This window comes from Streptomyces sp. NPDC021224 (assembly GCF_044332905.1).
Lineage (GTDB): Bacteria > Actinomycetota > Actinomycetes > Streptomycetales > Streptomycetaceae > Actinacidiphila.
The window spans coordinates 125,724-147,941 of record NZ_JBIRPW010000012.1; the positions used below are offsets into that span (position 1 = coordinate 125,724).

19 protein-coding genes are annotated in these 22,218 nt (G+C 71.6%); 17 read left to right on the plus strand and 2 right to left on the minus strand.

The genetic code is table 11. From position 1 onward, the window contains the following. Positions 1–138 precede the first annotated feature (138 nt). Positions 139–2,409 carry a discoidin domain-containing protein gene (locus ACH4PY_RS26675; protein ID WP_398187910.1) on the plus strand — a complete coding sequence of 757 codons (2,271 nt, stop codon included), beginning with the start codon at positions 139–141 and terminating at the stop codon, positions 2,407–2,409. 4 nt (positions 2,410–2,413) lie between these two features. Here ACH4PY_RS26675 and ACH4PY_RS26680 read toward each other — a convergent pair whose 3' ends face one another. Next, positions 2,414–3,682 (minus strand): helix-turn-helix domain-containing protein, encoded by a 1,269-nt coding sequence (locus tag ACH4PY_RS26680; protein ID WP_398187913.1) that lies wholly within the window; start codon positions 3,680–3,682, stop codon positions 2,414–2,416. Between the two features lie 455 nt (positions 3,683–4,137). Between ACH4PY_RS26680 and ACH4PY_RS26685 the strand changes: the two genes are divergently transcribed. The 16 genes from ACH4PY_RS26685 (at position 4,138) to glnA (ending at position 20,753) form a co-directional block, all read left to right on the plus strand. Further along, the gene (locus tag ACH4PY_RS26685; RefSeq protein WP_398187916.1) at positions 4,138–4,755 is read left to right on the plus strand and encodes a hypothetical protein; all 618 of its coding nucleotides are present in this window, start codon (positions 4,138–4,140) and stop codon (positions 4,753–4,755) included. 261 nt (positions 4,756–5,016) lie between these two features. Beyond that, positions 5,017–6,723 carry a DUF6801 domain-containing protein gene (locus tag ACH4PY_RS26690; RefSeq protein WP_398187919.1) on the plus strand — a complete coding sequence of 569 codons (1,707 nt, stop codon included), beginning with the start codon at positions 5,017–5,019 and terminating at the stop codon, positions 6,721–6,723. A gap of 64 nt (positions 6,724–6,787) precedes the next feature. Continuing rightward, on the plus strand, positions 6,788–7,771 hold the full coding sequence (locus ACH4PY_RS26695) for an ABC transporter ATP-binding protein (protein WP_398187923.1): 984 nt from the start codon (positions 6,788–6,790) through the stop codon (positions 7,769–7,771). Then, positions 7,768–8,580, plus strand: coding sequence for an MlaE family ABC transporter permease (locus ACH4PY_RS26700; RefSeq protein ID WP_398187926.1), 813 nt, complete (start codon positions 7,768–7,770; stop codon positions 8,578–8,580). The genes ACH4PY_RS26695 and ACH4PY_RS26700 overlap by 4 nt, the downstream gene beginning before the upstream one ends. A gap of 3 nt (positions 8,581–8,583) precedes the next feature. Continuing rightward, on the plus strand, positions 8,584–9,399 hold the full coding sequence (locus ACH4PY_RS26705; RefSeq protein ID WP_031518290.1) for an ABC transporter permease: 816 nt from the start codon (positions 8,584–8,586) through the stop codon (positions 9,397–9,399). After that, complete coding sequence (locus tag ACH4PY_RS26710) at positions 9,396–10,673, plus strand: MCE family protein (RefSeq protein WP_398187931.1); 1,278 nt, start codon at positions 9,396–9,398, stop codon at positions 10,671–10,673. Before ACH4PY_RS26705 ends, ACH4PY_RS26710 begins: the two co-directional genes overlap by 4 nt. After that, positions 10,670–11,698 (plus strand): MCE family protein, encoded by a 1,029-nt coding sequence (locus ACH4PY_RS26715; protein WP_398187934.1) that lies wholly within the window; start codon positions 10,670–10,672, stop codon positions 11,696–11,698. The genes ACH4PY_RS26710 and ACH4PY_RS26715 overlap by 4 nt, the downstream gene beginning before the upstream one ends. Further along, positions 11,698–12,774: an MCE family protein gene (locus ACH4PY_RS26720; protein ID WP_398187937.1), complete on the plus strand. Its 1,077-nt coding sequence runs from the start codon at positions 11,698–11,700 to the stop codon at positions 12,772–12,774. Before ACH4PY_RS26715 ends, ACH4PY_RS26720 begins: the two co-directional genes overlap by 1 nt. After that, the gene (locus ACH4PY_RS26725) at positions 12,771–13,898 is read left to right on the plus strand and encodes an MCE family protein (RefSeq protein ID WP_398187940.1); all 1,128 of its coding nucleotides are present in this window, start codon (positions 12,771–12,773) and stop codon (positions 13,896–13,898) included. The genes ACH4PY_RS26720 and ACH4PY_RS26725 overlap by 4 nt, the downstream gene beginning before the upstream one ends. Further along, positions 13,895–15,037: an MCE family protein gene (locus ACH4PY_RS26730; protein WP_398187943.1), complete on the plus strand. Its 1,143-nt coding sequence runs from the start codon at positions 13,895–13,897 to the stop codon at positions 15,035–15,037. Before ACH4PY_RS26725 ends, ACH4PY_RS26730 begins: the two co-directional genes overlap by 4 nt. Continuing rightward, a complete protein-coding gene (locus ACH4PY_RS26735; RefSeq protein WP_398187946.1) occupies positions 15,037–16,335 on the plus strand; it encodes an MCE family protein in 1,299 nt (432 codons plus the stop codon). The genes ACH4PY_RS26730 and ACH4PY_RS26735 overlap by 1 nt, the downstream gene beginning before the upstream one ends. A 170-nt stretch (positions 16,336–16,505) precedes the next feature. Further along, a complete protein-coding gene (locus ACH4PY_RS26740) occupies positions 16,506–17,015 on the plus strand; it encodes a hypothetical protein (RefSeq protein WP_398188190.1) in 510 nt (169 codons plus the stop codon). Positions 17,016–17,034: 19 nt separating this feature from the next. After that, on the plus strand, positions 17,035–17,757 hold the full coding sequence (locus ACH4PY_RS26745; protein ID WP_398187949.1) for a hypothetical protein: 723 nt from the start codon (positions 17,035–17,037) through the stop codon (positions 17,755–17,757). Between the two features lie 11 nt (positions 17,758–17,768). Next, positions 17,769–18,419, plus strand: a complete 651-nt coding sequence (locus ACH4PY_RS26750; RefSeq protein ID WP_398187952.1) for a nuclear transport factor 2 family protein — start codon at positions 17,769–17,771, stop codon at positions 18,417–18,419. Between the two features lie 28 nt (positions 18,420–18,447). Continuing rightward, on the plus strand, positions 18,448–19,239 hold the full coding sequence (locus tag ACH4PY_RS26755) for a hypothetical protein (protein ID WP_398187955.1): 792 nt from the start codon (positions 18,448–18,450) through the stop codon (positions 19,237–19,239). A 152-nt stretch (positions 19,240–19,391) separates the two neighbouring features. Continuing rightward, the gene (gene glnA / locus ACH4PY_RS26760; protein ID WP_398187958.1) at positions 19,392–20,753 is read left to right on the plus strand and encodes a type I glutamate--ammonia ligase; all 1,362 of its coding nucleotides are present in this window, start codon (positions 19,392–19,394) and stop codon (positions 20,751–20,753) included. Positions 20,754–20,822: 69 nt separating this feature from the next. Here glnA and ACH4PY_RS26765 read toward each other — a convergent pair whose 3' ends face one another. Then, positions 20,823–22,211: a hypothetical protein gene (locus ACH4PY_RS26765; protein WP_398187960.1), complete on the minus strand. Its 1,389-nt coding sequence runs from the start codon at positions 22,209–22,211 to the stop codon at positions 20,823–20,825. Positions 22,212–22,218: the final 7 nt, after the last annotated feature.

Consider the following 22,218-nt stretch of genomic DNA (forward strand, 5'->3'; position numbering starts at 1 on the left):
TGCGGTGATTTTGCGAGATCTCTGCAAGTCATCCAAATTTTGCGAAACCTGGTCGACATATTGCTGTGTCAGATCGGGGTCCCTAGGGTGTCGGACGTCACATGAGCGACTCCCCTCACGAAGGGATCCCCCCACCGCATGGACACCAGACGTCACAGCACCCGCTGGCTCGGCGCCGCCACCGCGGCGGCCCTCGCCGCCGGCGGCCTCGCCTTCGTCACCCTCGCCCCGCAGGCGGGCGCCGCGACCCGCGCCCAGGCGGTGTCGCCGTTCGCGGTCAGCGGCGGTGCCACCGTACCGTTCACCGAGTACGAGGCCGAAGCCGCGGCCACCAACGGCTCGCAGCTCGGCCCCGACTACACGCAGTCGACGGTCGCCTCCGAGGCGTCCGGGCGGCGCGCGGTCACCCTCGGCGGCCAGGGCAAGTACGTCGAGTTCACCCTCACCAAGCCCGCCAACGCCGTGGACGTCGCGGTGAACCTGCCGCGCGGCGCCTCCGGCAGCGTCTCCGTCTACGTCAACGGCAGCAAGATCGCCGGCAAGCTCGCCGTCACCTCGCAGTACTCCTACGTCGACACCGGCTGGATCGCCGGGGCGAAGACGCACCACTACTTCGACGACTCCCGGCTGCTGCTCGGCCAGGACGTCCCGGCCGGCGGCAAGGTCAAGCTCCAGCTGGACGCCGGGGACACCGGCAGCGCGACGATCGACGTGGCCGACTTCGAGCAGGTCGCGGGCGCCGCCACCCAGCCCGCGAACTCCGTGTCGGTCGTCGCCGACGGCGCCGACGCCTCCGGCGGCGGCGACTCCACGCAGGCCTTCCGGCAGGCGATATCCGACGCCAAGGCCCAGGGCAAGGAGGTCTGGATCCCGCCGGGCACCTTCAAGGTCACCTCGCAGATTCCGGCCGACGGCGTCACCCTGCGCGGCGCGGGCAACTGGTACTCGGTCGTGCGCAGTTCGCACTTCATCGACCAGACCTCGGCGAGCGGCAACACCAAGCTCTACGACTTCGCCGTCTTCGGCGACGTCAGCGTCCGCAACGACAACTCGCCCGACAACTTCGTCACCGGCAGCCTCGGCCCCAACTCCGTGGTCTCCGGGATGTGGATCCAGCGCGAGAAGGTCGGCCTGTGGCTGACCGGCAACAACGACAACCTCGTCGTCCAGAACAGCCGCATCGTCGGCACCACCGCCGACGGCCTCAACCTCGACGGCAGCGCCCACAACGTCACCGTCAAGAACAACTTCCTGCGCAACCAGGGCGACGACTCGCTCGCAATGTGGTCCCTCGGCTCGCCCGACACCGGCAACACCTTCACCGGCAACACCATCGTGCAGCCCAACCTCGCCAACGGCATCGCGATCTACGGCGGCAGCGACAACACCGCCTCGAACAACGTGATCGCCGACACCAACGCCCTCGGCAGCGGCATCGCCATCTCCAACCAGGCCTTCCTGCAGCCCTTCAACCCGCTGTCGGGCACCGTCACCGTGTCCGGCAACACCCTCATCCGCACCGGCGCCCTCAACCCCAACTGGGGTCACCCGATGGGCGCCTTGCGCGTGGACTCCTACGACTACGCGATCAGCAACAACATCCGGATCAGCGACACCACCTTCGTCGACAGCCCCTACAGCGACTTCGAGTTCGTCTCCGGCGGCGGCCACGGCTACACCGTCAGCGGCGTGACCGTCAGCGGCGCCACCGCGTCCGGCACCGGCACGGTCGTCGTCCAGGCGGAGACCCCCGGTTCGGCGTCCTTCAGCAACGTCACCGCGACCGGCACCGGCTCCACCGGCGTCTACAACTGCTCCTACCCGGCCAACCTGCCCGCCTTCACGATCACCAAGGGCTCCGGCAACAGCGGCTGGGACGGCACCTGGGGCGACTGCGCCAGCTGGCCCCAGCCCGGCAGCGGCCCCGGCACCACCACCGGCGGCAGCACCACCGGCGGCGGTGACGGCGGGACGACGACCCCGCCGTCGAACGGCAACCTCGCGCTGGGCCGCCCGGCGAGCGACACCGGCCACGCCGACGTCTACGGCGCGGGCAACGCGGTCGACGGCAACGCGAACACCTACTGGGAGAGCACCAACAACGCCTTCCCGCAGTCGCTGACCGTCGACCTCGGCGCGGCGCGGCAGGTCGGCCGGCTCGTCCTCAAGCTGCCGCCCGCGGCGGCCTGGGCGAGCCGCACCGAGACGCTGGCCGTGCTCGGCTCCACCGACAACTCCTCCTGGAGCACCCTGAAGTCCGCCACCGGCTACACCTTCGACCCGGCGAGCGGCAACAGCGTGACGGTGACGCTGAGCGGGGCGAGCACCCGCTACCTGCGGCTCACCGTCACCGGCAACACCGGCTGGCCCGCGGGGCAGCTCTCCGAGCTGGAGGCCTACACCTCGTAGGCGCTCAGCGCTGCTTCGCCACCCGGGGCCTGGCAGGCGGGCGCCGGGTGGCGCGAGCGGTGCCGGCGGCGGGGGAGCCGCCGTCGCGCAGATGCAGGGCGCGCAGCGCGATCTCGGTGGCGAAGCGCTCGTCGGGACGGGTGAGCTGGTCGCCGAAGGCCCGCTCCAGGATGCGCATGCGGTAGCGCACCGTCTGCGGGTGGACGTCGAGCTGCTCGGCGATCTGCGCGGCCGTCCCCCGGGTGGTCAGCCAGATCCGCAGGGTGTCGACCAGCCGCGCCTGCTGGGTGGGCGTCAGCGCGGCGAGCGGGGCGAGGAAGCGGGCGGCCATCTGCTCGGCCAGCGCCGGATCGCCCAGTAACCACAGCGACAGCAGATGGTCCTCGCAGCTCAGCAGCGGGCCGCCGGACACCGCCCCCGTCCCGGCCAGCGACAGCGTCTGCCGCGCCCAGCGCAGCGAGTCGGCCGCCTCGCCGAGCCCGGTGGTCAGCCCGACCGCGGCCCGGCAGCCGCCCAGCGCGTCGTCCAGGCACGCCCGGCGGGCCTCGGTCAGCGGCCCCGGCACGAGCAGATGCGGCTCGGGGTCGGCGAAGTCCTGGAGCATGTCCGGGTCCAGCGCCTGGCGGCGCGGGTGGGTGCCGGGGGCGACCGCCACCATCGTGACCTCGTCCGGCAGCCTCCACCCGCAGTGCTCGGCGAGTTCGGCGAGCGCGCTGCGGGCCACCGCGGTGCCGCCGAGGATGCGCCGCAATAACCGGCGGCGCCGGTTGTCCGGCTCCTCGCCCAGCTCCGCGAGCGCCTGGACGTAGCCCTCGCGGGAGAGTTCGGCCAGGTCGCCCATGTAGGCGAAGAGCGCGTCGGCGAAGGTCAGCATGAAGGCCGCCGACAGGTTGTAGCGGCGGCTGACGGCACGCACCCGGCGCAGCGCGACCTGGCATCCGATGCGGTAGGCGGCCTGGAGGTTGTCCAGGCTGCGCCCCTCGTACGCCTCGTAGCGCCCGAAGCGCCGGCACAGGTCGTCGCGCTGCGCGGTGGTGGCGGTGGGGGCGGCCACCCGGTCCACGAAGCTGGCGATGCTCTGCTCGATGCCGAACCGGATCACCTTGCTGTTGGGACCTTCCAGAAGGTGCCCGTATTCGGGGATCGCGGCGACGATTTCAGCAGCCATCTCTTTCAATAGACCCGGGAGTTCCGGGCGCATGATGGCGGCGAACTCCCGGGGTATGGGACCCGTGATCTCCCCCTGATCCGGGACCTGCCGCATGACGGACATGAGCCTCCCCCTCCGTACCGCCTCATCGCGTCGGTGGCCTCGCTGCAACATAGACCAAATGTTCACGCTGCGCAGCCCCGCGGATGCGGAAACGTTGTCGGCCGTACCGGAGCAGGGCTGTGGCCGGGGCGGGCGGGGTGCGGCGGGGGCGGGCCGGGCGGGCGGGGAAACACTCACTTCCCGACAAAAACGGCGGGGGTGATGTTGCCCCGGTGACAGAAAATTACCCGACGGTAAGGTTCCGGAAGGAATCTTGGACCGGATTGTTGCGCCCTTCGGTTACCCGTACGTAACGTCCAGCCCTGCAAGGGCACCCGAGGGAATCGGTGCTCCACGTTCCAGGTAGCAGTCGCAGCCGAATTCCGCCCCCGACGTGCGGTGATGACGCACATGAGGCAAGCGGTTCCGGTTAATCAGGTACGTCGAACTCCCCGGTTTCACGAAAGGATTCAGCCATGCGTAAGTTCACCAAGGCGTTCACGGGTACGGCGGCGACGGGTGCCGCCATCATCGCCGCGATCGGCCTGGCGGCCGGCCCGGCCTCCGCCGTCACGCCCACCCAGGTGACGATCAGCGGGAGCGGCACCAACGGCGCCTTCACGGCCACCGCGTCGAAGCCGACCCTGAAAGACAACAAGACCGGCGTGACGCTCAACTGCAGCTCCGCCGCGGCCGCCGGCACCGCCACCAACGGCACCCACGCCGGCACCCAGGCGGCCACGCTGACGTCCCTGACGTGGACGTCGTGCAACATCAGCGGCATCGGCTTCGGGGTGACGGCCAACGCCACCCCGTGGTCCCTGAACGCGACCGACGTCACCAACGCGTCGGGCGTGACCGCCGGCAACATCACCGGTGTCAACGCGACCCTGTCCGGCGCGTGCAACGCCACCGTGACCGGCACGGTCACCGGCACCTACACCAACAGCACGCACACGCTGGCGATCAACGCGGGCACCCTGACCGTCTCCGGCGTCAGCGGCCTGTGCCTCGGGCTGATCAACAACGGCGACTCGGTCACCTACACGGCCAACTACGTCACCACCCCGGCCCTCCAGGTCACCGCGAGCTGACGGCAGCGCGACCCGCGCCGTCCGCACCAGCACCGTCTGCACCGAGCCCCGGCGGGCACCCTGCCGCCGGGGCTCGCTGTCCCTCAGGGGCGCCCGGTACTCGTCCGGTGACAAGTTCGGGATTCCGCTTTGTCACCGGTTGACAAGAAAGCGGCCCGCGCGGGATCCCGTCGAATTCGGCCTCGTCGATCACTTGTACGGCCTTATTACCCGCCCGTAATGTCCGTGCGTCGCCGACGCGCCAGCCAGAGGAGTCCGTTGATGCGAGGTGCCGTGAACCCGCGCAGGGTGGTGCTGACGGCCGCCACCGCGTCGGTCGCCGTACTCGCCGGTATGCTGCCCGGCACCCCCTCCGCTGCCTCCGGCTCCGGCACCGCCGTCGAGATCGCCTACACCTGCGCGTTCGGCACCGGGAGCGGGACGGACGGCGGCGCGACCGTGACGCAGGACGCCACCGTCACCGTCCAGCAGACCTACCCGGCGAGCGCCGTGGCCGGAAGGAGCTTCCGCCCCGGCGCGCTGACCGTCGAGGTGGTGCTCGACAAGAAGGCCGCCGACGCGGTGCTGCCCGCCGGCACCACGTCGGCCACCGCCACCGCCTCGCTCACCGCCCGCGTCACGCAGGGGCCGTCGAGCGCGGACGCCCCCTGGCCGGGGCTGCGCGCCGCGGCCGCGCCCGCGACCGACGGGCTGGACCTGACCTTCACCGGTGACGCGACCGCGGTCACGGCCACCGCGCCGGGGACCGTACGCTTCGACGCCGGACGGCTGGACCTGGCGATCGCCGCCCTGGCCGACCCCACCGCACCGCCCTCCGGCTCCGCGACCGACTCCCCGCCGCAGGACTCCGGCTCCGGGACCACCGCGGACGCGGCCGGATCCGCCGCGGCCGGCGCCGACACCACCGTCACCCCGGCCGCGGGCACGACCACCGGCGGCGTCACCGCGGCCTGCACTCCGAAGGACGGCCAGGCCACCCTGCTCGGCGAGGTCGTGGTGTCCGGGGCGGCGGGCCCCGGGCGGTCCGCCACCCGCACCCCGCCCGGCGCCGGCTCGGCGGCCCAGAACCCGTCCACGGGAACGGCCGCCTCCGCGGGCGCGGGCGAGAGCCCCGCGGCCACGAGCCGCAAGGGCACCCTGGAAGTGGCCGCGCCCCCGCACTCCGGCGTCTCGGACTGCCCGCCGCCGCCGGCCGGCGAACCGGACCAGGCGATCCTGGACGCCGTGCCCCGCCCGGAGGGCGCCAACCCCATCGTGCTCCCACCGGACCAGCGGCAGGCCGAGTGCACCTTCCTGACCGGGCTGTCCAACGTCGGCAAGCTCAAGGGCGCGGCGACCGTCAACGACCTCGACGACCACCCGGCGATGACCAACGTCACCCAGGTGGGCACCTGGTTCGGCTTCCAGCCGGACGGCTCGATCTACCTGGAGCTGGACAGCATCGTCACGCTGGACCTGCCGCCGGCCAAGTCGACCTTCCTGACCTTCGGGTTCATGCCCACCACCGCCATGATGACGATGACCCAGCTCGCCCCGCTGACGCTGGTCATCGCCGGCAGCAGCGGCGACGACTACATCACCTACACCGACGTCTACGGCAAGCTGGACCTGCGGCTGAGCGACATCAAGGTCAACGGCACGCCCCTGGACGTCGGTGCGAACTGCCACACCGTCAGGCCCCTGGATCTCCATCTGGTCGGCACCGACTACACCTACAAGGGCCACGACGGCGTCACCCGGCCGTCGGACTACAACGAGATCGTCGGCGGCCCGCTGCACCAGGACCAGCTCACCATCCCGCCGTTCACCGGCTGCACCGCGCACGGGGACGACGTGGACGCGCTGCTCACCGCGTCGATCTCCGGCCCGGACAACTCGCTCAACTTCATGCAGGGGCCGCTGTGCATCCCCAGTGCCTTCCTGAACTGCGAGCCCGAGATCCAGTACCCGACACCGCCGCACCGCTGAGCGGCCCCGACATGCCAACCGAACGCAACGTCCTGCCGCTGAGCCACTGGAGGAGAGCGGTGCCATGGGAATCGAAGTGACCGTCGAGGGCCTCACCAAGTCCTTCGGCAAGCAGAACGTCTGGCAGGACGTGACGCTCACACTGCCGCCCGGCGAGGTCAGCGTCATGCTGGGCCCGTCCGGCACCGGCAAGACCGTCTTCCTGAAGTCCGTCATCGGACTGCTCAAACCGGAGCGCGGCCGCGTCCTCGTCAACGGCGTGGACATGGTCAACGGACCCGAGCGGGAGATCTACGCCACCCGCAGGCTCTTCGGCCTGATGTTCCAGGACGGCGCCCTCTTCGGCTCCATGAACCTCTTCGACAACATCGCCTTCCCGTTGCGCGAGCACACCCGCAAGAAGGAGTCGGAGATCCGCCGCATCGTCATGGAGCGGATGGACATGGTCGGCCTGGTCGGCTCCGAGGGCAAACTCCCCGGCGAGATCTCCGGCGGCATGCGCAAACGCGCCGGGCTCGCCCGCGCACTCGTCCTGGACCCGCAGATCATCCTGTGCGACGAACCGGACTCCGGCCTGGACCCGGTGCGCACCTCCTACATCTCGCAGCTGCTCATCGACCTCAACGCGCAGATCGACGCGACGATGCTCATCGTCACCCACAACCTCGACATCGCCGCGACCGTGCCGGACAACATGGGCATGCTCTTCCGCCGCGAACTCGTCGCGTTCGGGCCCCGCGAACTGCTGCTGACCAGCGACATGCCGGTCGTACGGCAGTTCCTCAGCGGCCGCCGCGAGGGCCCGATCGGCATGGCGGAGGAGAAGGACGAGGCGACACTCGCGCTGGAGCAGGGGTCGGGCACGGCCGCCCTGCCGCCCGCGCCCGGTGTGCTCGCCCCGCAGCTGGAGCCGAGCCCCGGACTGCCGCCGCGGCAGGCGGTGCAGCGGCGCCGGGCGCGGCTGCTCGCGATGTGGGACCAGCTGCCGGCCGCGGCCCGCGCCGCCGTGCAGTCGGGGCTGGCACCGGTGCAGGGGGAGCCGGCATGAGCGCACCCGTGCGGCTGCGCGAGCCGGCCGAACGCCGGTCCTTCCCCGGTACGGGCGCGCTGCGGCAGACCGGCCAGCTGATGACGCTGGCCGCCACCACGGTCCGGGACACCTTCCGGCGGCCCTTCCAGGTCCGTGAGCTGATCGAGCAGTTCTGGTTCGTGGCGAGCGTGACGATCCTGCCCGCCGCGCTGGTGTCGATCCCGTTCGGCGCGGTCATCGCGCTCCAGGTGGGCTCGCTCACCCAGCAGCTCGGCGCCCAGTCCTTCACCGGCGGCGCGAGCGTGCTCGCGGTGATCCAGCAGGCCAGCCCGATCATCGTGGCGCTGCTGATCGCGGGCGCGGGCGGCAGCGCGATCTGCGCCGACCTCGGCTCGCGCAAGATCCGCGAGGAACTCGACGCCATGGAGGTCATGGGCGTCTCACCGGTGCAGCGGCTGATCGTGCCGCGGGTGCTCGCCACGATGCTGGTCGCGGTGCTGCTCAACGGCCTGGTGTCGGTGGTCGGCACGGCCGGCGGCTACTTCTTCAACGTCATCGTCCAGCACGGCACCCCGGGCGCCTACCTGTCGAGCTTCTCCTCGCTCGCCCAGCTGCCCGACCTCTACATCAGCGAGATCAAGGCGCTGGTCTTCGGCTTCATCGCCGGCATCGTCGCCGCCTACCGGGGCCTGCACCCGCGCGGCGGGCCCAAGGGCGTCGGCGACGCGGTCAACCAGTCCGTGGTCATCACCTTCCTGCTGCTGTTCGTCGTCAACGTCGTGCTGACCGCGATCTACCTGCAGCTCGTCCCGCAGAAGGGGGCCTGACCCATGGCACTCCTGGACCGCTCGCTGCGCTGGCTGGACGAGACCGGCGACCACTTCATCTTCCACGTCCGCGCGGTGCTGTGGATCCCGCGCACCCTGCGCCGCTACCTCAAGGAGGTGCAGCGGCTGCTGGCCGAGGTCGCGTTCGGCAGCGGCGGCCTCGGCGTCATCGGCGGCACCGTCGGCGTGATGATCGGCATGACCCTCGCCACCGGCACCGTCGTCGGCCTCCAGGGCTACGCGGCGATGAACCAGCTCGGCACCGCCGCCTTCACCGGCTTCATCTCCGCCTACTTCAACACCCGCGAGATCGCCCCGCTCGTCGCCGGCCTCGCGCTGTCCGCGACCGTCGGGGCCGGATTCACCGCCCAGCTCGGCGCGATGCGGATCAACGAGGAGGTCGACGCCCTGGAGGGCATGGGCATCCGCTCCATGCCGTACCTGGTCAGCACCCGCATCATCGCCGGGGTCGTCGCGATCGTGCCGCTGTACGGCATCGGGCTGCTCAGCTCCTACGCGGCCTCGCGCGCGGTGACCGTCTTCTTCAACGGCCAGTCACCGGGCACCTACGACCACTACTTCGGCATCTTCCTGTCGCCCACCGACGTGCTGCTGTCGACCCTGAAGGTGCTGATCTTCAGCGTCATCGTGATCCTCGCGCACTGCTACTACGGCTACACCGCCAAGGGCGGGCCCGCCGGGGTCGGCATCGCGGTCGGCCGGTCGGTGCGCAACGCCATCGTGATCATCGCGGTGACCGACTTCTTCCTGTCGCTGGCGCTGTGGGGCGCCACCACCACCGTGCGGGTGGCCGGATGACCACCACCGAGACCCGCACCCCCGCCCCCGTGCCCCCGCCGCCCCCCGCGCGCCGCCGGGGCGACCCCGGCAAGGCCGGGCGGCGCACCGCCGGGATCGTCTTCCTGCTCGTGCCCGCGCTGCTGGCGTGGCTCGCGGTCGCCGTCTACGACAAGGACTTCAGCGACGACGCGACCGTCACCGTCATGACCGGCAGCGTCGGCAACGAGATGCACCCCGGCGCCGACGTCAAGGTCCGCGGGGTCGTCGTCGGCCGGGTCAGCTCCATCCACGCCGACGGCAAGGGCGCCCGGCTGACGCTCGCCATCGACCGCGACCAGCTGCGCCGCATCCCCGCGGGCGTCACCGCGCAGATGCTGCCCACCACGCTCTTCGGCGCCCGCTACGTCGCGCTCGTGCCGCCCGAGGGCGCCCGGTCCGGCGGGCCGTCGCTCCGGGCGAGCAGCACCATCGAGCAGGACCGCTCGAAGGACGCGATCGAGCTCCAGCAGGTGCTCGACAACGTCCTGCCGCTGCTCACCGCCGTCCAGCCGCAGAAGCTCGCCGCGACCCTCAACGCCGTGGCGACCGCCCTCGACGGCCGCGGCGCCCAGCTCGGCACCACCCTCGTCCAGCTCGACGGCTACCTGCGCAAGCTCAACCCCGAACTGCCCGCGCTCACCGACGACATCAAGCAGCTCGTGACCGTCAGCCACGTCTACGACGACGCGGCGCCGGACCTCGTACAGGCCCTCACCGACTTCACGCGCACCTCCAGCACGATCGCCGCCGAGCGCGCCAACCTCGACACCCTGTACGGCACCGCCACCGGCACCGCCCAGGACGTCACCACCTACCTCCAGCAGAACAGCCCCAACATCATCCGGCTCAGCGCCGACAGCCGCGGCACCCTGGGCCTGCTGGCGAAGTACTCGCCGTCCTTCCCGTGCACCTTCCGCACCCTCGCCGACTTCGTGCCCGTCATGGACAAGGCGCTCGGCAAGGGCACCGGGCAGCCCGGCCTGCACGTGAACCTCACGACCGTGGCCTCCCGCGGCAAGTACCTGCCCGGCAAGGACACCCCGGTCTACGGCAAGAGCGGCGGCCCGAAGTGCTACGCCGTCCCCTACACCGGCGGCAAGGGCACCACCCCGCTGGCCAACTCCCCGCAGGAGAACGAGCTGATCAACGAACTCCTCGCGCCGGGCACGCAGACCGCCCCGAGCGCGCTGCCGGACTGGAGCAGCCTGCTGACCGGGCCGGTCTTCCGCGGAGCGGAGGTGACCGTCCGGTGAAGCGCCGCAGCCTGACCGGGCCGATCGTCAAGTCGATCATCTTCATCCTGGTCACCTCGCTGGCCACCGCCGTCCTCGCGATCAGCATCGCGGGCGGGGGCGTCGGCGACACCTACGGCTACAACGCCCTGTTCACCGACACCACCGGGCTGATGTCCGGCGACAGCGTACGGATCGCGGGCGTCAAGGTCGGCACCGTCGACTCGGTGTCGGTCTACCGGCACAACCTGGCCAAGGTGCACTTCTCGGTGCAGCGCGAGCGGACGCTGCCGAAGTCCGCGACGCTGACGATCAAGTACCTCAACCTCGTCGGCCAGCGCTACATCGACCTCGCCCAGGGCACCGGCCCGGTCGGCGAGACGCTGGAGCCGGGGCAGACCGTGCAACTGGACCACACCACCCCGGCGCTCGACCTCACCCAGCTCTTCGCCGGCTTCCAGCCGCTGTTCGAGGGCCTGTCGCCGCCCGAGGTCAACCAGCTGTCCGGCGAGATCATCCAGGTCCTCCAGGGCGAGGGCGGCACCGTCGACTCGCTCATCGGCTCCATCGGCTCGCTGACGACCACGCTGGCGGCCAAGGACCAGGTGATCGGCCAGGTCATCGACAACCTCAACACCGTGCTGACCACCGTCAACACCCGTGAGGCCAACTTCAACGACCTCGTCGACACCCTCCAGCAGCTCGTCACCGGCTTCTCCGGCGACCGCGAGCCCATCGGGCAGTCCATCACCGCGATCTCGCAGCTCACCAACAGCACCGCCGGACTGCTCACGCAAGGGCGCGCACCGCTCAAGGAGTCCATCGACCAGCTCGGCCGGCTGTCGTCCAACCTCGGCGACGCCACCCCGCAGATCCAGTCCTTCCTCACCAACGCCCCGAAGAAGTTCCAGGCCCTCGGCCGCGCCGCCTCCTACGGCTCCTGGCTCAACCTCTACCTGTGCCAGGCGACCGTGAACGGCGTGACCACCACCGACGGCAGCACCCCGCCGACCGGGATAGCGATCAGCGAAGCGAGGTGCCGGTGATGAGGCGTCCGGGACTCAGGTTCGTACGGGCCCGCGCCGACCGCGGCAGGCCGCTCTTCAAGCCGCTGCGCGACCGCAACCCGGTCGCCGTCGGGGCCGTCGGGCTGCTCGTGCTCGCCCTCGTCGGGCTGCTGGCCTACAACGCCGACGCGCTGCCCTACATCGGCGGCGGCACCAGCTACTCCGCCGACTTCACCGAGGCCGCCGGGCTGCGGCCGGGCAACGAGGTACGTGTCGCGGGCGTCAAGGTCGGCAAGGTGACGGGGGTGTCGCTGGACGGCGCCAAGGTCAAGGTCACCTTCAAGGTCCGGCACACCTGGATCGGTGACGCCAGCACCGCGGCGATCGGCATCAAGACGCTGCTCGGCGAGAAGTACCTCGCCGTCGACCCGCTCGGCAGCCGCGAGCAGGACCCGCACCAGCGCATCCCCAAGAGCCGCACCACCTCCCCGTACGACGTCACGCAGGCCTTCGACGGGCTCGGCAAGACGCTCGGGGCCATCGACACCCAGCAGCTCGCGACCAGCTTCCAGACGATCTCCGACACCTTCAAGGACACCCCCGGCTCGGTGCACAGCGCCGCCACCGGGCTGTCCGCGCTGTCGCAGACCATCTCCAGCCGCGACGCCCAGCTCGCCCAGCTGCTCACCGGCAGCAAGCAGCTCACCCAGACGCTGTCCGACCAGAACGGGCACTTCCAGACCCTCATCTCGGACGGCGACCTGCTGCTCGGCGAGATCGAGAAGCGGCGCAGCGCCATCCACAGCCTGCTCACCGGCACCCAGGACCTGAGCACCCAGCTCAGCGGCCTGGTCGCCGACAACGACAAGCAGCTCGGCCCCACCCTCGACGCGCTCGACCGGGTCACGACCGTGCTGCTCACCAACCAGACCAGCCTCGACCAGGCGCTCGCGCTGGCCGGGCCCTACTACCGGGTCATCGGCAACACGATCGGCAACGGGCACTGGTTCGACAACTACCTGTGCGGGCTGCTGCCCGACAGCTACCTGCCGGCAGGCACGCCGCCGCCCACCGACGGCTGCATCCCGCCCAAGGCGACGGGAGGAGCGAAATGAGGATCCCGCGCCCGCGGCTGACCCTCCCCGAGGTGCGGCGGCCACGGCTGCCCCGGCGGGTGATCGTGACCGTGGTCGTCCTCGCGATCGTCGCCGCCGGGGCCGTGACGGCGGGCTTCGTCGCCTTCGGCGGGCCCGACGGCAAGCATGTGACGGCCTACTTCGACCGCACGGTGGGCGTCTACAAGGGCTCCGACCTGCGCATCCTCGGGGTGAAGGTCGGCACCGTCGAAGCCGTGCGGCCCAAGGGCAAGCAGGTCGAGGTGAGCCTGCGGCTCGACCACGGTGTCAAGGTGCCCGCGGACGCCGGGGCCGTCATCGTCGCCCCCAGCGTCGTCGCCGACCGCTACGTCCAGCTCACCCCCGCGTACACCGGCGGCCCGCAGCTCGCCGACCACGCCGTCATCACCGCCGCGCACACCGCGACGCCCGTCGAGATCGACCAGCTCTACACCAGCGTCACCCAGCTCAGCGACGCCCTCGGCCCGAACGGCGCCAACACCACCGGGGCGCTGTCCGAGCTGCTCACCGTCGGCGCCGACAACCTCGACGGCAACGGCAAGGCGATCGGCGACAGCATCACCCAGCTCGGGCAGGCCTCCAAGACGCTCGACGCGCACAGCGGCGACCTGTTCTCGACCCTGGCCTACCTGCAGTCCTTCACCACGATGCTGAAGAACAACGACGGCAAGGTGAAGGCCGCCGCCGACCAGCTCTCCACCGTCACCGGCTTCCTGGCCGCCGACAAGGAGGACCTCGGCGCCGCGCTCTCCACGCTGGCCACCGCCCTCGGACAGGTCAAGAGCTTCATCGACACCAACCGCGGACGCCTCAAGACCAGCATCGACCAGCTCCAGCCGATCACCCAGACCCTGGTCGACCAGCGGGCCTCGCTCGCCGAACTCCTCGACACCGCACCGCTGGCCGCCGACAACCTGCTGGGCGCCTACAACCCGGGCACCCGCACCATCGACGGCCGCACGGACATCAACGAACTGAGCCTGGGCGGTGGCACGCACCCCGCGTCGTCCACCTCCGCGGCCCGCACGAAGTCGCCCGCCACGGACCTCCCGCTGCCCTTCCCCGCCACCGGCACGACCACGACCGAGGGGGCCGCGCGATGAGCCGACGCCGTACGACGCGCGGCGCCGCGGCCGCCGTGCTGCTCGGGCTGGCCCTCACCGGCTGCTCGGTCGGCGGGGTGCAGAGCCTGCCGCTGCCCGGCGGCGCGAACCTCGGCAGCAACCCCTACACCGTCAGGGCGCAGTTCGCGGACGTCCTCGACCTGGTGCCGCAGGCGTCGGTCCGCGTCAACGACGTCGCCGTGGGCCGCGTCACCTCCGTCAAAGTGGCCTCCGACGGCTGGTCCGCGCTGGTCACCATGAAGGTCAACGGCAAGGTGCAGCTGCCCGCGAACGCCTACGCGCACCTGGAGCAGTCCAGCCTGCTCGGCGAGAAGTACATCCAGCTCTCCGCGCCGCCCAAGAACGAGGCCGCCACCGGCACCCTGCGCGGCGGCCCGGTCATCCCGGTGTCGCACACCAACCGCAACCCGGAGATCGAAGAGGTCTTCGGCGCCCTGTCGATGGTCCTCAACGGCGGCGGGGTGCAGCAGCTCAAGACCATCAACACCGAGCTGAGCAAGGCCCTCACCGGCAACGAGCCCCAGGTCCGCGACATGCTCACCCAGGTCGACACGCTGGTGAGCGACCTCGACGCGCACAAGGCCGACATCACCTCCGCCCTCGACGGGGTCAACCAGCTCTCCGCCACCCTCGCCGCCCGCGACACCAAGATCGGCACCGTGCTGGACGGCCTCAGCCCCGGCCTGAAGGTGCTGGACGAGCAGCGCGGCTCCCTCGTGACGATGCTCCAGGCCCTCGACACCCTCTCCGGCGTCGCCGTGGACACCGTCAACCGCAGCAAGGACGACATGGTCGCCGACCTCAAGGCCCTCGCCCCCACCCTGCAACGGCTCGCCGACTCCGGTCAGGACCTGCCCGACTCGCTGCAGGTGATGCTCACGTACCCGTTCACCGACGAGGTGCTCAGCGGCGTCAAGGGCGACTACCTCAACGTCTACCTCGACCTCACCGCGGCCCCCGGCACCTCGCTGACCTCCCTCCTGGAGGAGAAGGACAACTCCTACCCCCCGACGTACCCGCCGACGCCCGAGGCCGCGAAGAAGGGCAAGGCCGGCAAGGTCCAGCCGCTGCTGCCGCTGCCGCTGCCCTCGGTCACCACCACGACGAGGGGGCGCTGATGCTCACCAAGGCCACCGTCACCAAGAACATCGCCTTCCTGGTCGTCGCCGTGCTCGTGCTCGGCTACCTCGGCGTCAACTACGCCGACCTCGGGCGCTACGTCGGACTGCGCGGCTACTACACCGTGACCGTCGAACTGCCCGCGACCGGCGGCCTGTTCGAGCACTCCGACGTCACCTACCGGGGTGTGTCGGTGGGCCGGGTCGGGCCCATCTCGCTCACCTCGGACGGCGTCGAGGCGAAGCTGCGCATCAACAAGAGCGCGCCGCGCATCCCGCAGCACCTCAAGGCCGTCGTCGCGAGCCTGTCGGCGGTCGGCGAGCAGTACATCGACCTCCAGCCCAGCACCGACGACGGCCCCTACCTGCGCGACGGCTCCCGCGTCGACCAGGCGAACGCCGAGATCCCCGCACCCGTCACCAACCTCCTCACCAGCGTCAACGACCTCGCCGCCTCCGTGCCGCTGGAGTCGCTGCGCACCGTCGTCGACGAGTTCGGGCTCGTCTTCAACGGGCAGGCCGACAACCTCCAGTCGCTGCTGGACACCAGCGGCCACTTCATCGACGCGGCCGACACCAACCTGCCCACCGACACCCAGCTCATCGTCGACGGGCAGACCGTGCTGAAGACCCAGGCAGACGAGGGCGACGCCATCCGCTCCTTCGCGGACAGCGCCAACCAGCTCGCCGCCCAGCTCAACACCTCCGACGCCGACCTGCGCCGCCTCATCACCACCGCGCCCGACGCCGCCACCCAGGTCAGCGCGCTGCTGCGGGACGTCGGACCGCAGCTCAGCGTGGTCCTCGCCAACCTGCTCACCACCTCCGACATCGCCGTCACCCGGCAGAGCGGCATCGAGGAGTACCTGGTGACCGTGCCCGCCGTGGTCGCCGCCGGATCGTCGTCGGTCGACGCGAGCGGCATGCACTTCGGGCAGGCCGTCACCTTCTTCTCCCCGCTGCCCTGCACCTCCGGCTACGGCGGTACGACCTACCGCACCGGGCTGGACACCGGCACCCCGAAGACCGCCTTCAACACCGCGGCCCGCTGCACCTCCCCCGCCTCCAGCGGCATCGACGTCCGCGGCTCGGCGCACGCGCCGGGGAGCGGCGCCGTCCCGAAGCCCGCCGAGCCCGGCTCGGTGCTGCCGACGAACACGGGGACGGCCACGAGCACGGGCATCCTCGCGCCCGCCACGACGACCATGGGCCCGCAGCTGCCGGGGGCGCTCGCACTGCCCGCGCTGCCCCCGGGCGGGCCGACCACGATGGCCGGACTGCTGGGGGTGACGGGATGACGCGGGACATGACGAAGGAGCAGGCGGAACCGGTCGAGTCGGACGAGCCGGCCGTCGAGCCGGGCGATCCGGCTGTCGAGCCGGCCGTCGAGCCGGAGACGGCGGAGGTGGCCGCGGCGGACCGGACGTACGTGCTCGTGCTGCCGTCGCCGCGGGGGCTGCTGCGGGCGCTGCGCAGACGGCCGGGTAAGGCCGTGTGGGCGGTGGCCTGGACGGTCGCAGCCGTGGTGTGTGCGCTGGGGGTGTGGTCGTACGTGGACACCAGCGGCGACGGGTCACTGAGCTACGGCAAGGCGCGGGACGCCGCCCTCGCGGACGGCACGAGCGACATCGCCCGGCTCAACACCGTGGACGCCGCGCACGCCGCCGACGACCTCACACGGTGGCTCGCGGCGACCACCGGACCGCTGCACGACCGGCTGAGCAGCACGCACGCCGCCGACACCACGACCGTCGAGCAGTCCGGCACCTCCACCCGGGGCAAGGTCACCGACGCGGCGGTCACCGAGCTGGACACCCGGGCGGGTACGGCGAAGCTCATCGCCACCGTCGAGGTCCGGGTCACCCCGGCGTCGGGCACGGCCACCACCGACCGCAAGCGTTTCGAGGCGGGCCTGTCGCGCACCGGGGACGGCTGGAAGCTCACCGCGCTCACCGCGGTACCGGTCGGGGCGAGTTGAGAGCGGAGGACGAGGCAAGGTGACGACGACCGAGCAGAAGGCCGCGCAGGACGCGGCACCGGATTCCGGGGAGCGGGAGGACGAGGCCGCCGCTGCCCTGCCCGACACGGAGCCGGAGGCGGACACGGAGCCGGAGACGGAGCCGGAAGCGGAGCCGGAGGCGGACGCGGACCCGGACGGCGGCGCGGGTGAGGCCCGCCGCCCCTGGTGGCGCGTCCGCCCCCGGCTGCCCGCGGCCGTACGGCGCGATCCGCGGCGGGCCGCCGCCGTGGCCGTGATCGCCGCCCTGCTGCTCACCGGCGGCGGATTCGGCTATGCCGCCCAGCAGCTGAAGTCCCCGGCCGCCGCCCGCAACCACGCCCTCACCGACACCGAGGCGACCAGCCGGCTCACCGGCGAGATCAGCAACGCGCTCGGCCGCATCTTCGCATACACGCCCACCGACACGCAGTCCACCGAGCAGGCCGCGCGCGACACCCTGGAGGGCGCGGCGGCCTCGCAGTACCAGAAGCTCTTCGCGCAGATCCGCGACCAGGTCGCGGGCCAGCAGCTGACGCTGAGCACCCGGGTGGTGCGCGCCGCGGTCGTCTCGCTCACCGGCGACCGGGCCCGGCTGCTGGTCTTCCTCGACCAGACCGCGCAGCGCGCGGGCGCCGAGCCGACCACCGCGGCGGCCCAGCTGTCGGTGTCCGCCCATCTGGTGGGCGGCCACTGGAAGATCGACCACCTCACGGCCCGGTAGGAGAAGCCCCGATGGCACGCACGCAGTCCTCCCGTACCGCGTCCGGCACGCCGGGCACCCCGCCCGGCGGCGAGGGTACGGGCCGCCGCCCGCTGCTCGCGGTCGCGCTCGCCCTCGTGCTGGCCGCGGCCGTGGCCGCCGCGCTCGCCGGGTGGTCCTGGTACGGCGCCGCGCACGACGACGACGCCTCCTTCGCGCGCACCCGGGACACCGTCCTGGCCGCCGCCGAGCAGGCGGTGCAGAATCTCAACACGCTCGACCACGGCGACCTCGACCACGGTCTGGACATCTGGGAGTCCTCCACCACCGGCGATCTGCACACCCAGCTCACGCAGGGCCGGGCGGACTTCGCCAAGCAGGTGCAGCAGGCGCAGACGACGACCACCGCGAAGGTGCTCTCCGGCGCGGTCACCGAGCTGGACACCAGGACGGGCAAGGCCAGTGTGATGGTCGCGCTGCGGATCACCGTCCAGGCGCCCAAGCAGCAGCCCGCCGTCAAGGAGTCGCGGATGCTCGGCGAGCTGACGCGTACGGCCTCCGGCTGGAAGCTCAGCGCGCTCGGCCAGGCGCCGACCGGCGAGAGCGACGCCGGCACCGTCCCGCCCGGCACGGCCACCCCGACCCCCACGGCCACCACCCCGAAGCCCACCGCAAGCCACTGACGGCCGTACGCGAGAGGACCGACGCGCCATGTCGACCACCCGTCATCTGATCAACCGGCAGCGCAGGCTGGCAGCGGTGTCCGCGGCGGCGGAGGAGCGCGCGGCGGACGGCGCGGCCGAGCCCGCCGGGGCCGTCCGCACCCAGCAGGCGGCCCGCGCCCGTACCCGTACGGCGGTGCGGGTACGCCCCGAGGCCGACGAGCCGGGGCCCGCGGCGGAACGCCCGCCGAAGGCCGCGGGGAAGTCCGCCGGGAAGGCCTCGGGGAAAGCAGCGGCGAAGGCCCGGCCGGAGAAGGCGGCCCGCCGGCCCTTCCCGGTCGCGCTCGCGCTGCTCGCCGCCGCGACCGTGCTGCTCGGCGGCTTCGCCGCCTTCGCCGCGAGCCGGGCGTCCGGGCTGCACGACTCGGTGGCCGCGCACAACACCGCGCTCACCGACACCGCCCGCACCAGCGAGGTCAAGGGCCAGGTCGCGGAGGCGGTCAACGCCGTCTTCTCGTACGACTACGCCGACCCGGCCCGTACCGACAACGCCGCCAAGCGGCTGCTCACGGGCAAGGCCGTGCAGCAGTACGCGACGATGCTCGCGCAGGTGCGCGCGCAGGCGCCGACCCGCAAGCTCGTACTGACCACCACCGTCACCGACACCGGCGTCGACACGATCGACGGAAACCGCGCCCACCTGCTCGTCTACGCCGACCAGCGCAACACCAGCACCGCGAAGGCGGCCGCGGGCAGCACCTACGCCCCGGCCATGTTCGCGGTGGACGCCGTCCGGACCGGCGGCACCTGGAAGATCGCCGCGATCGACACCTTCGGCTGAGGCGGCGGGAGGAGCGACGCGCGTCCTCGCAACCGGCACTATGGACGGTGAGCCGTGCCTGCAACGCACCCGAAACGGTGTGATGCAATGCTCATGATCCCCCGCCCGGACCAGGCGGGGGAGCGGTGCCTGACCGGCGAGGATGGATGGATATGGATAAGCAGCAGGAGTTCGTGCTCCGGACCCTGGAGGAGCGGGACATCCGCTTCGTGCGGCTGTGGTTCACCGACGTGCTGGGCTATCTGAAGTCGGTCGCCGTCGCCCCCGCCGAACTCGAACAGGCCTTCGACGAGGGGATCGGCTTCGACGGCTCCGCGATCGAGGGCTTCGCCCGGGTCTACGAGTCGGACATGATCGCCAAGCCCGACCCCGGCACCTTCCAGATCCTGCCCTGGCGCGCCGAAGGCCCCGGCACCGCCCGGATGTTCTGCGACATCCTCATGCCCGACGGCTCGCCGTCCTACGCCGACCCGCGCTACGTTCTCAAGCGCGCGCTCGCCAAGACCTCCGACCTCGGCTTCACCTTCTACACGCACCCCGAGATCGAGTTCTACCTGCTCAAGGACAAGCCGCTGGACGGCACCAGCCCCACCCCCGCCGACAACTCCGGCTACTTCGACCACACCCCGCAGGCCGTCGGCATGGACTTCCGCCGCCAGGCCATCACGATGCTCGAATCCATGGGCATCTCCGTGGAGTTCTCGCACCACGAGGGCGCCCCCGGCCAGCAGGAGATCGACCTGCGGTACGCCGACGCGCTGTCCACCGCCGACAACGTGATGACCTTCCGGCTGGTGATGAAGCAAGTCGCCCTGGAACAGGGCGTGCACGCCACCTTCATGCCCAAGCCCTTCTCGGAGTACCCCGGTTCGGGCATGCACACCCACCTCTCCCTCTTCGAGGGCGACCGCAACGCCTTCTACGAGTCCGGCTCGGAGTTCCAGCTGTCCAAGGTGGGCCGGTCGTTCATCGCGGGCCTGCTGCGGCACGCGGGCGAGATCTCCGCGGTCACCAACCAGTGGGTCAACTCCTACAAGCGCATCTGGGGCGGCTCGCAGCGCACCGCGGGCGCGGGCGGCGAGGCCCCCTCGTACATCTGCTGGGGCCACAACAACCGCTCGGCGCTCATCCGGGTCCCGATGTACAAGCCCGGCAAGACCGGCTCCACCCGCGTCGAGGTCCGCTCCCTCGACTCCGGCGCCAACCCCTACCTCGCCTACGCCGTCCTCCTCGCGGCGGGCATGAAGGGCATCCAGGAGGGCTACGAACTCCCGGCCGGCGCCGACGACGACGTGTGGGCCCTCACCGACGCCGAACGCCGCGCCCTCGGCATCGAGCCCCTCCCGCAGAACCTGGGCGAGGCCATCGACCTCATGCAGCACAGCGAACTGGTCGCCGAGACGCTCGGCGAGCACGTCTTCGAGTTCTTCCTCCGCAACAAGAAGCAGGAGTGGGAGGAGTACCGCTCCCAGGTCACGGCCTTCGAGCTGATGAAGAACCTGCCGAACCTGTAGGGGCGAGCTTCCCCGCCTGCGTGCCCGGCCGGTCGCCGCGACCGGTCCGGGCAGGGCTGGGTGGACCGCTCAGCAGCAGGGGGTGCAGCACTTCGGGGCGGGCTCGACGCAGACGGTGACCGCGTCGGTGTTGCCGGCCGGGCGGGGGTCCTTCTCGCGGGCGTGCGCGGTCGCGGTGTTGGTGACCCGGCCGGTCGCGGTGGCCTTGGCGCGCAGCACCAGGGTCTCGGTGCAGTCGACGGCCAGACCGCCGACGGACCAGATGCCGGTGGCCGGGTCGTAGGTGCCCGCGGTGGCGTCGGCGGACACGAAGGCCAGCCCGGCGGGCAGCGGATCGGCCACCGTGGTGCCGGTCGCCACGTTCGGCCCGGAGTTGCGGACGGTGACGCGGTAGGTGACCGTCTGGCCGACGGTCACCGTCGTGGCGTCCGCGGACTTCACCACGCTCAGGTCGGCGGCCGGACGCACCACGGTGAGTGTCTCGTCGGACGTCGCGGTCAGCGGCTCCGGCTCCGGGCCGAGCCGGTTCTCGTACGTGGCACTCGCGGCGTTGACGATCCGTCCGCCGCCGCTCGCCTCGTCGATCGTCACCCGGTACTCCACCGTGGTGCCCCGCGGCAGGGCCAGGGTGTTGGGCAGGCTGCCGGACATCTCGGCGGTCGCGCCCTCGCCCAGCCGGAAGACCACCGCGCGGCTGCGCACGTCGTAGGAGGCCTGGTCGTCGCCCTCCGCGTCGGTCTTGGGCCCGCTGTTCGGGCCGTCCACGACGCGCAGCGAGCCCGGCAGATACGTGGTGCCCGGCGGGATCGCGTCGGTCAGCGTCAGCGCCTCGGCCGCGCCGCCGCCCTCGTTGCGGGCCGTGATGCGGTACGTGATGACGTCGCCGATGTCGAGCGGCCCCGCCGGGATCGCGTCCTTGGTGAGCACCACCAGGGGCGCGGTGCCGAAGAAGACCCCGTCCAGGAAGTTGCCGATCGACTGGTTGCCGCCCGCGGCCGCGACGGAGCGGAAGGCGAAGCGCGTCGTCGTCTGGCCCGCGGGCACCACGTAGGTGCCGGTGTAGTGGCCCCAGGCGGTGTTGCCGTCGGTGAACTGCCGCTGCTCGACCGTCGCGCCCGGCACGCCGATGTCCAGCGCCATGGTGTCCTGGCCGTTGCGCCCGCGGTGGTCGAGCCGCCAGTAGAGCTTCGTGCCCGGCGTCGTCGGGAGGTCCTGGTAGAGGGTGGAGACCTGGGTGGCGTTCAGCTCGGCGAACTGCGCGCCGTCCGCGGACGGCACGCCCAGGAAGCCGGAGTGCCACAGCTCGACCAGGTGGTCGGCGGCCGTGGTCAGCCAGCCGGGGACGTGGCGGGCGGCCTGCGGACGCGAGGCGTCCGGCAACTGCTCCTCGCCGGAGACGGCCGGCTCCTCGAAACTGCCGTTGGCCAGGGTGACACGGAGCGGGATGGGTGAGGTCACTGCTTCC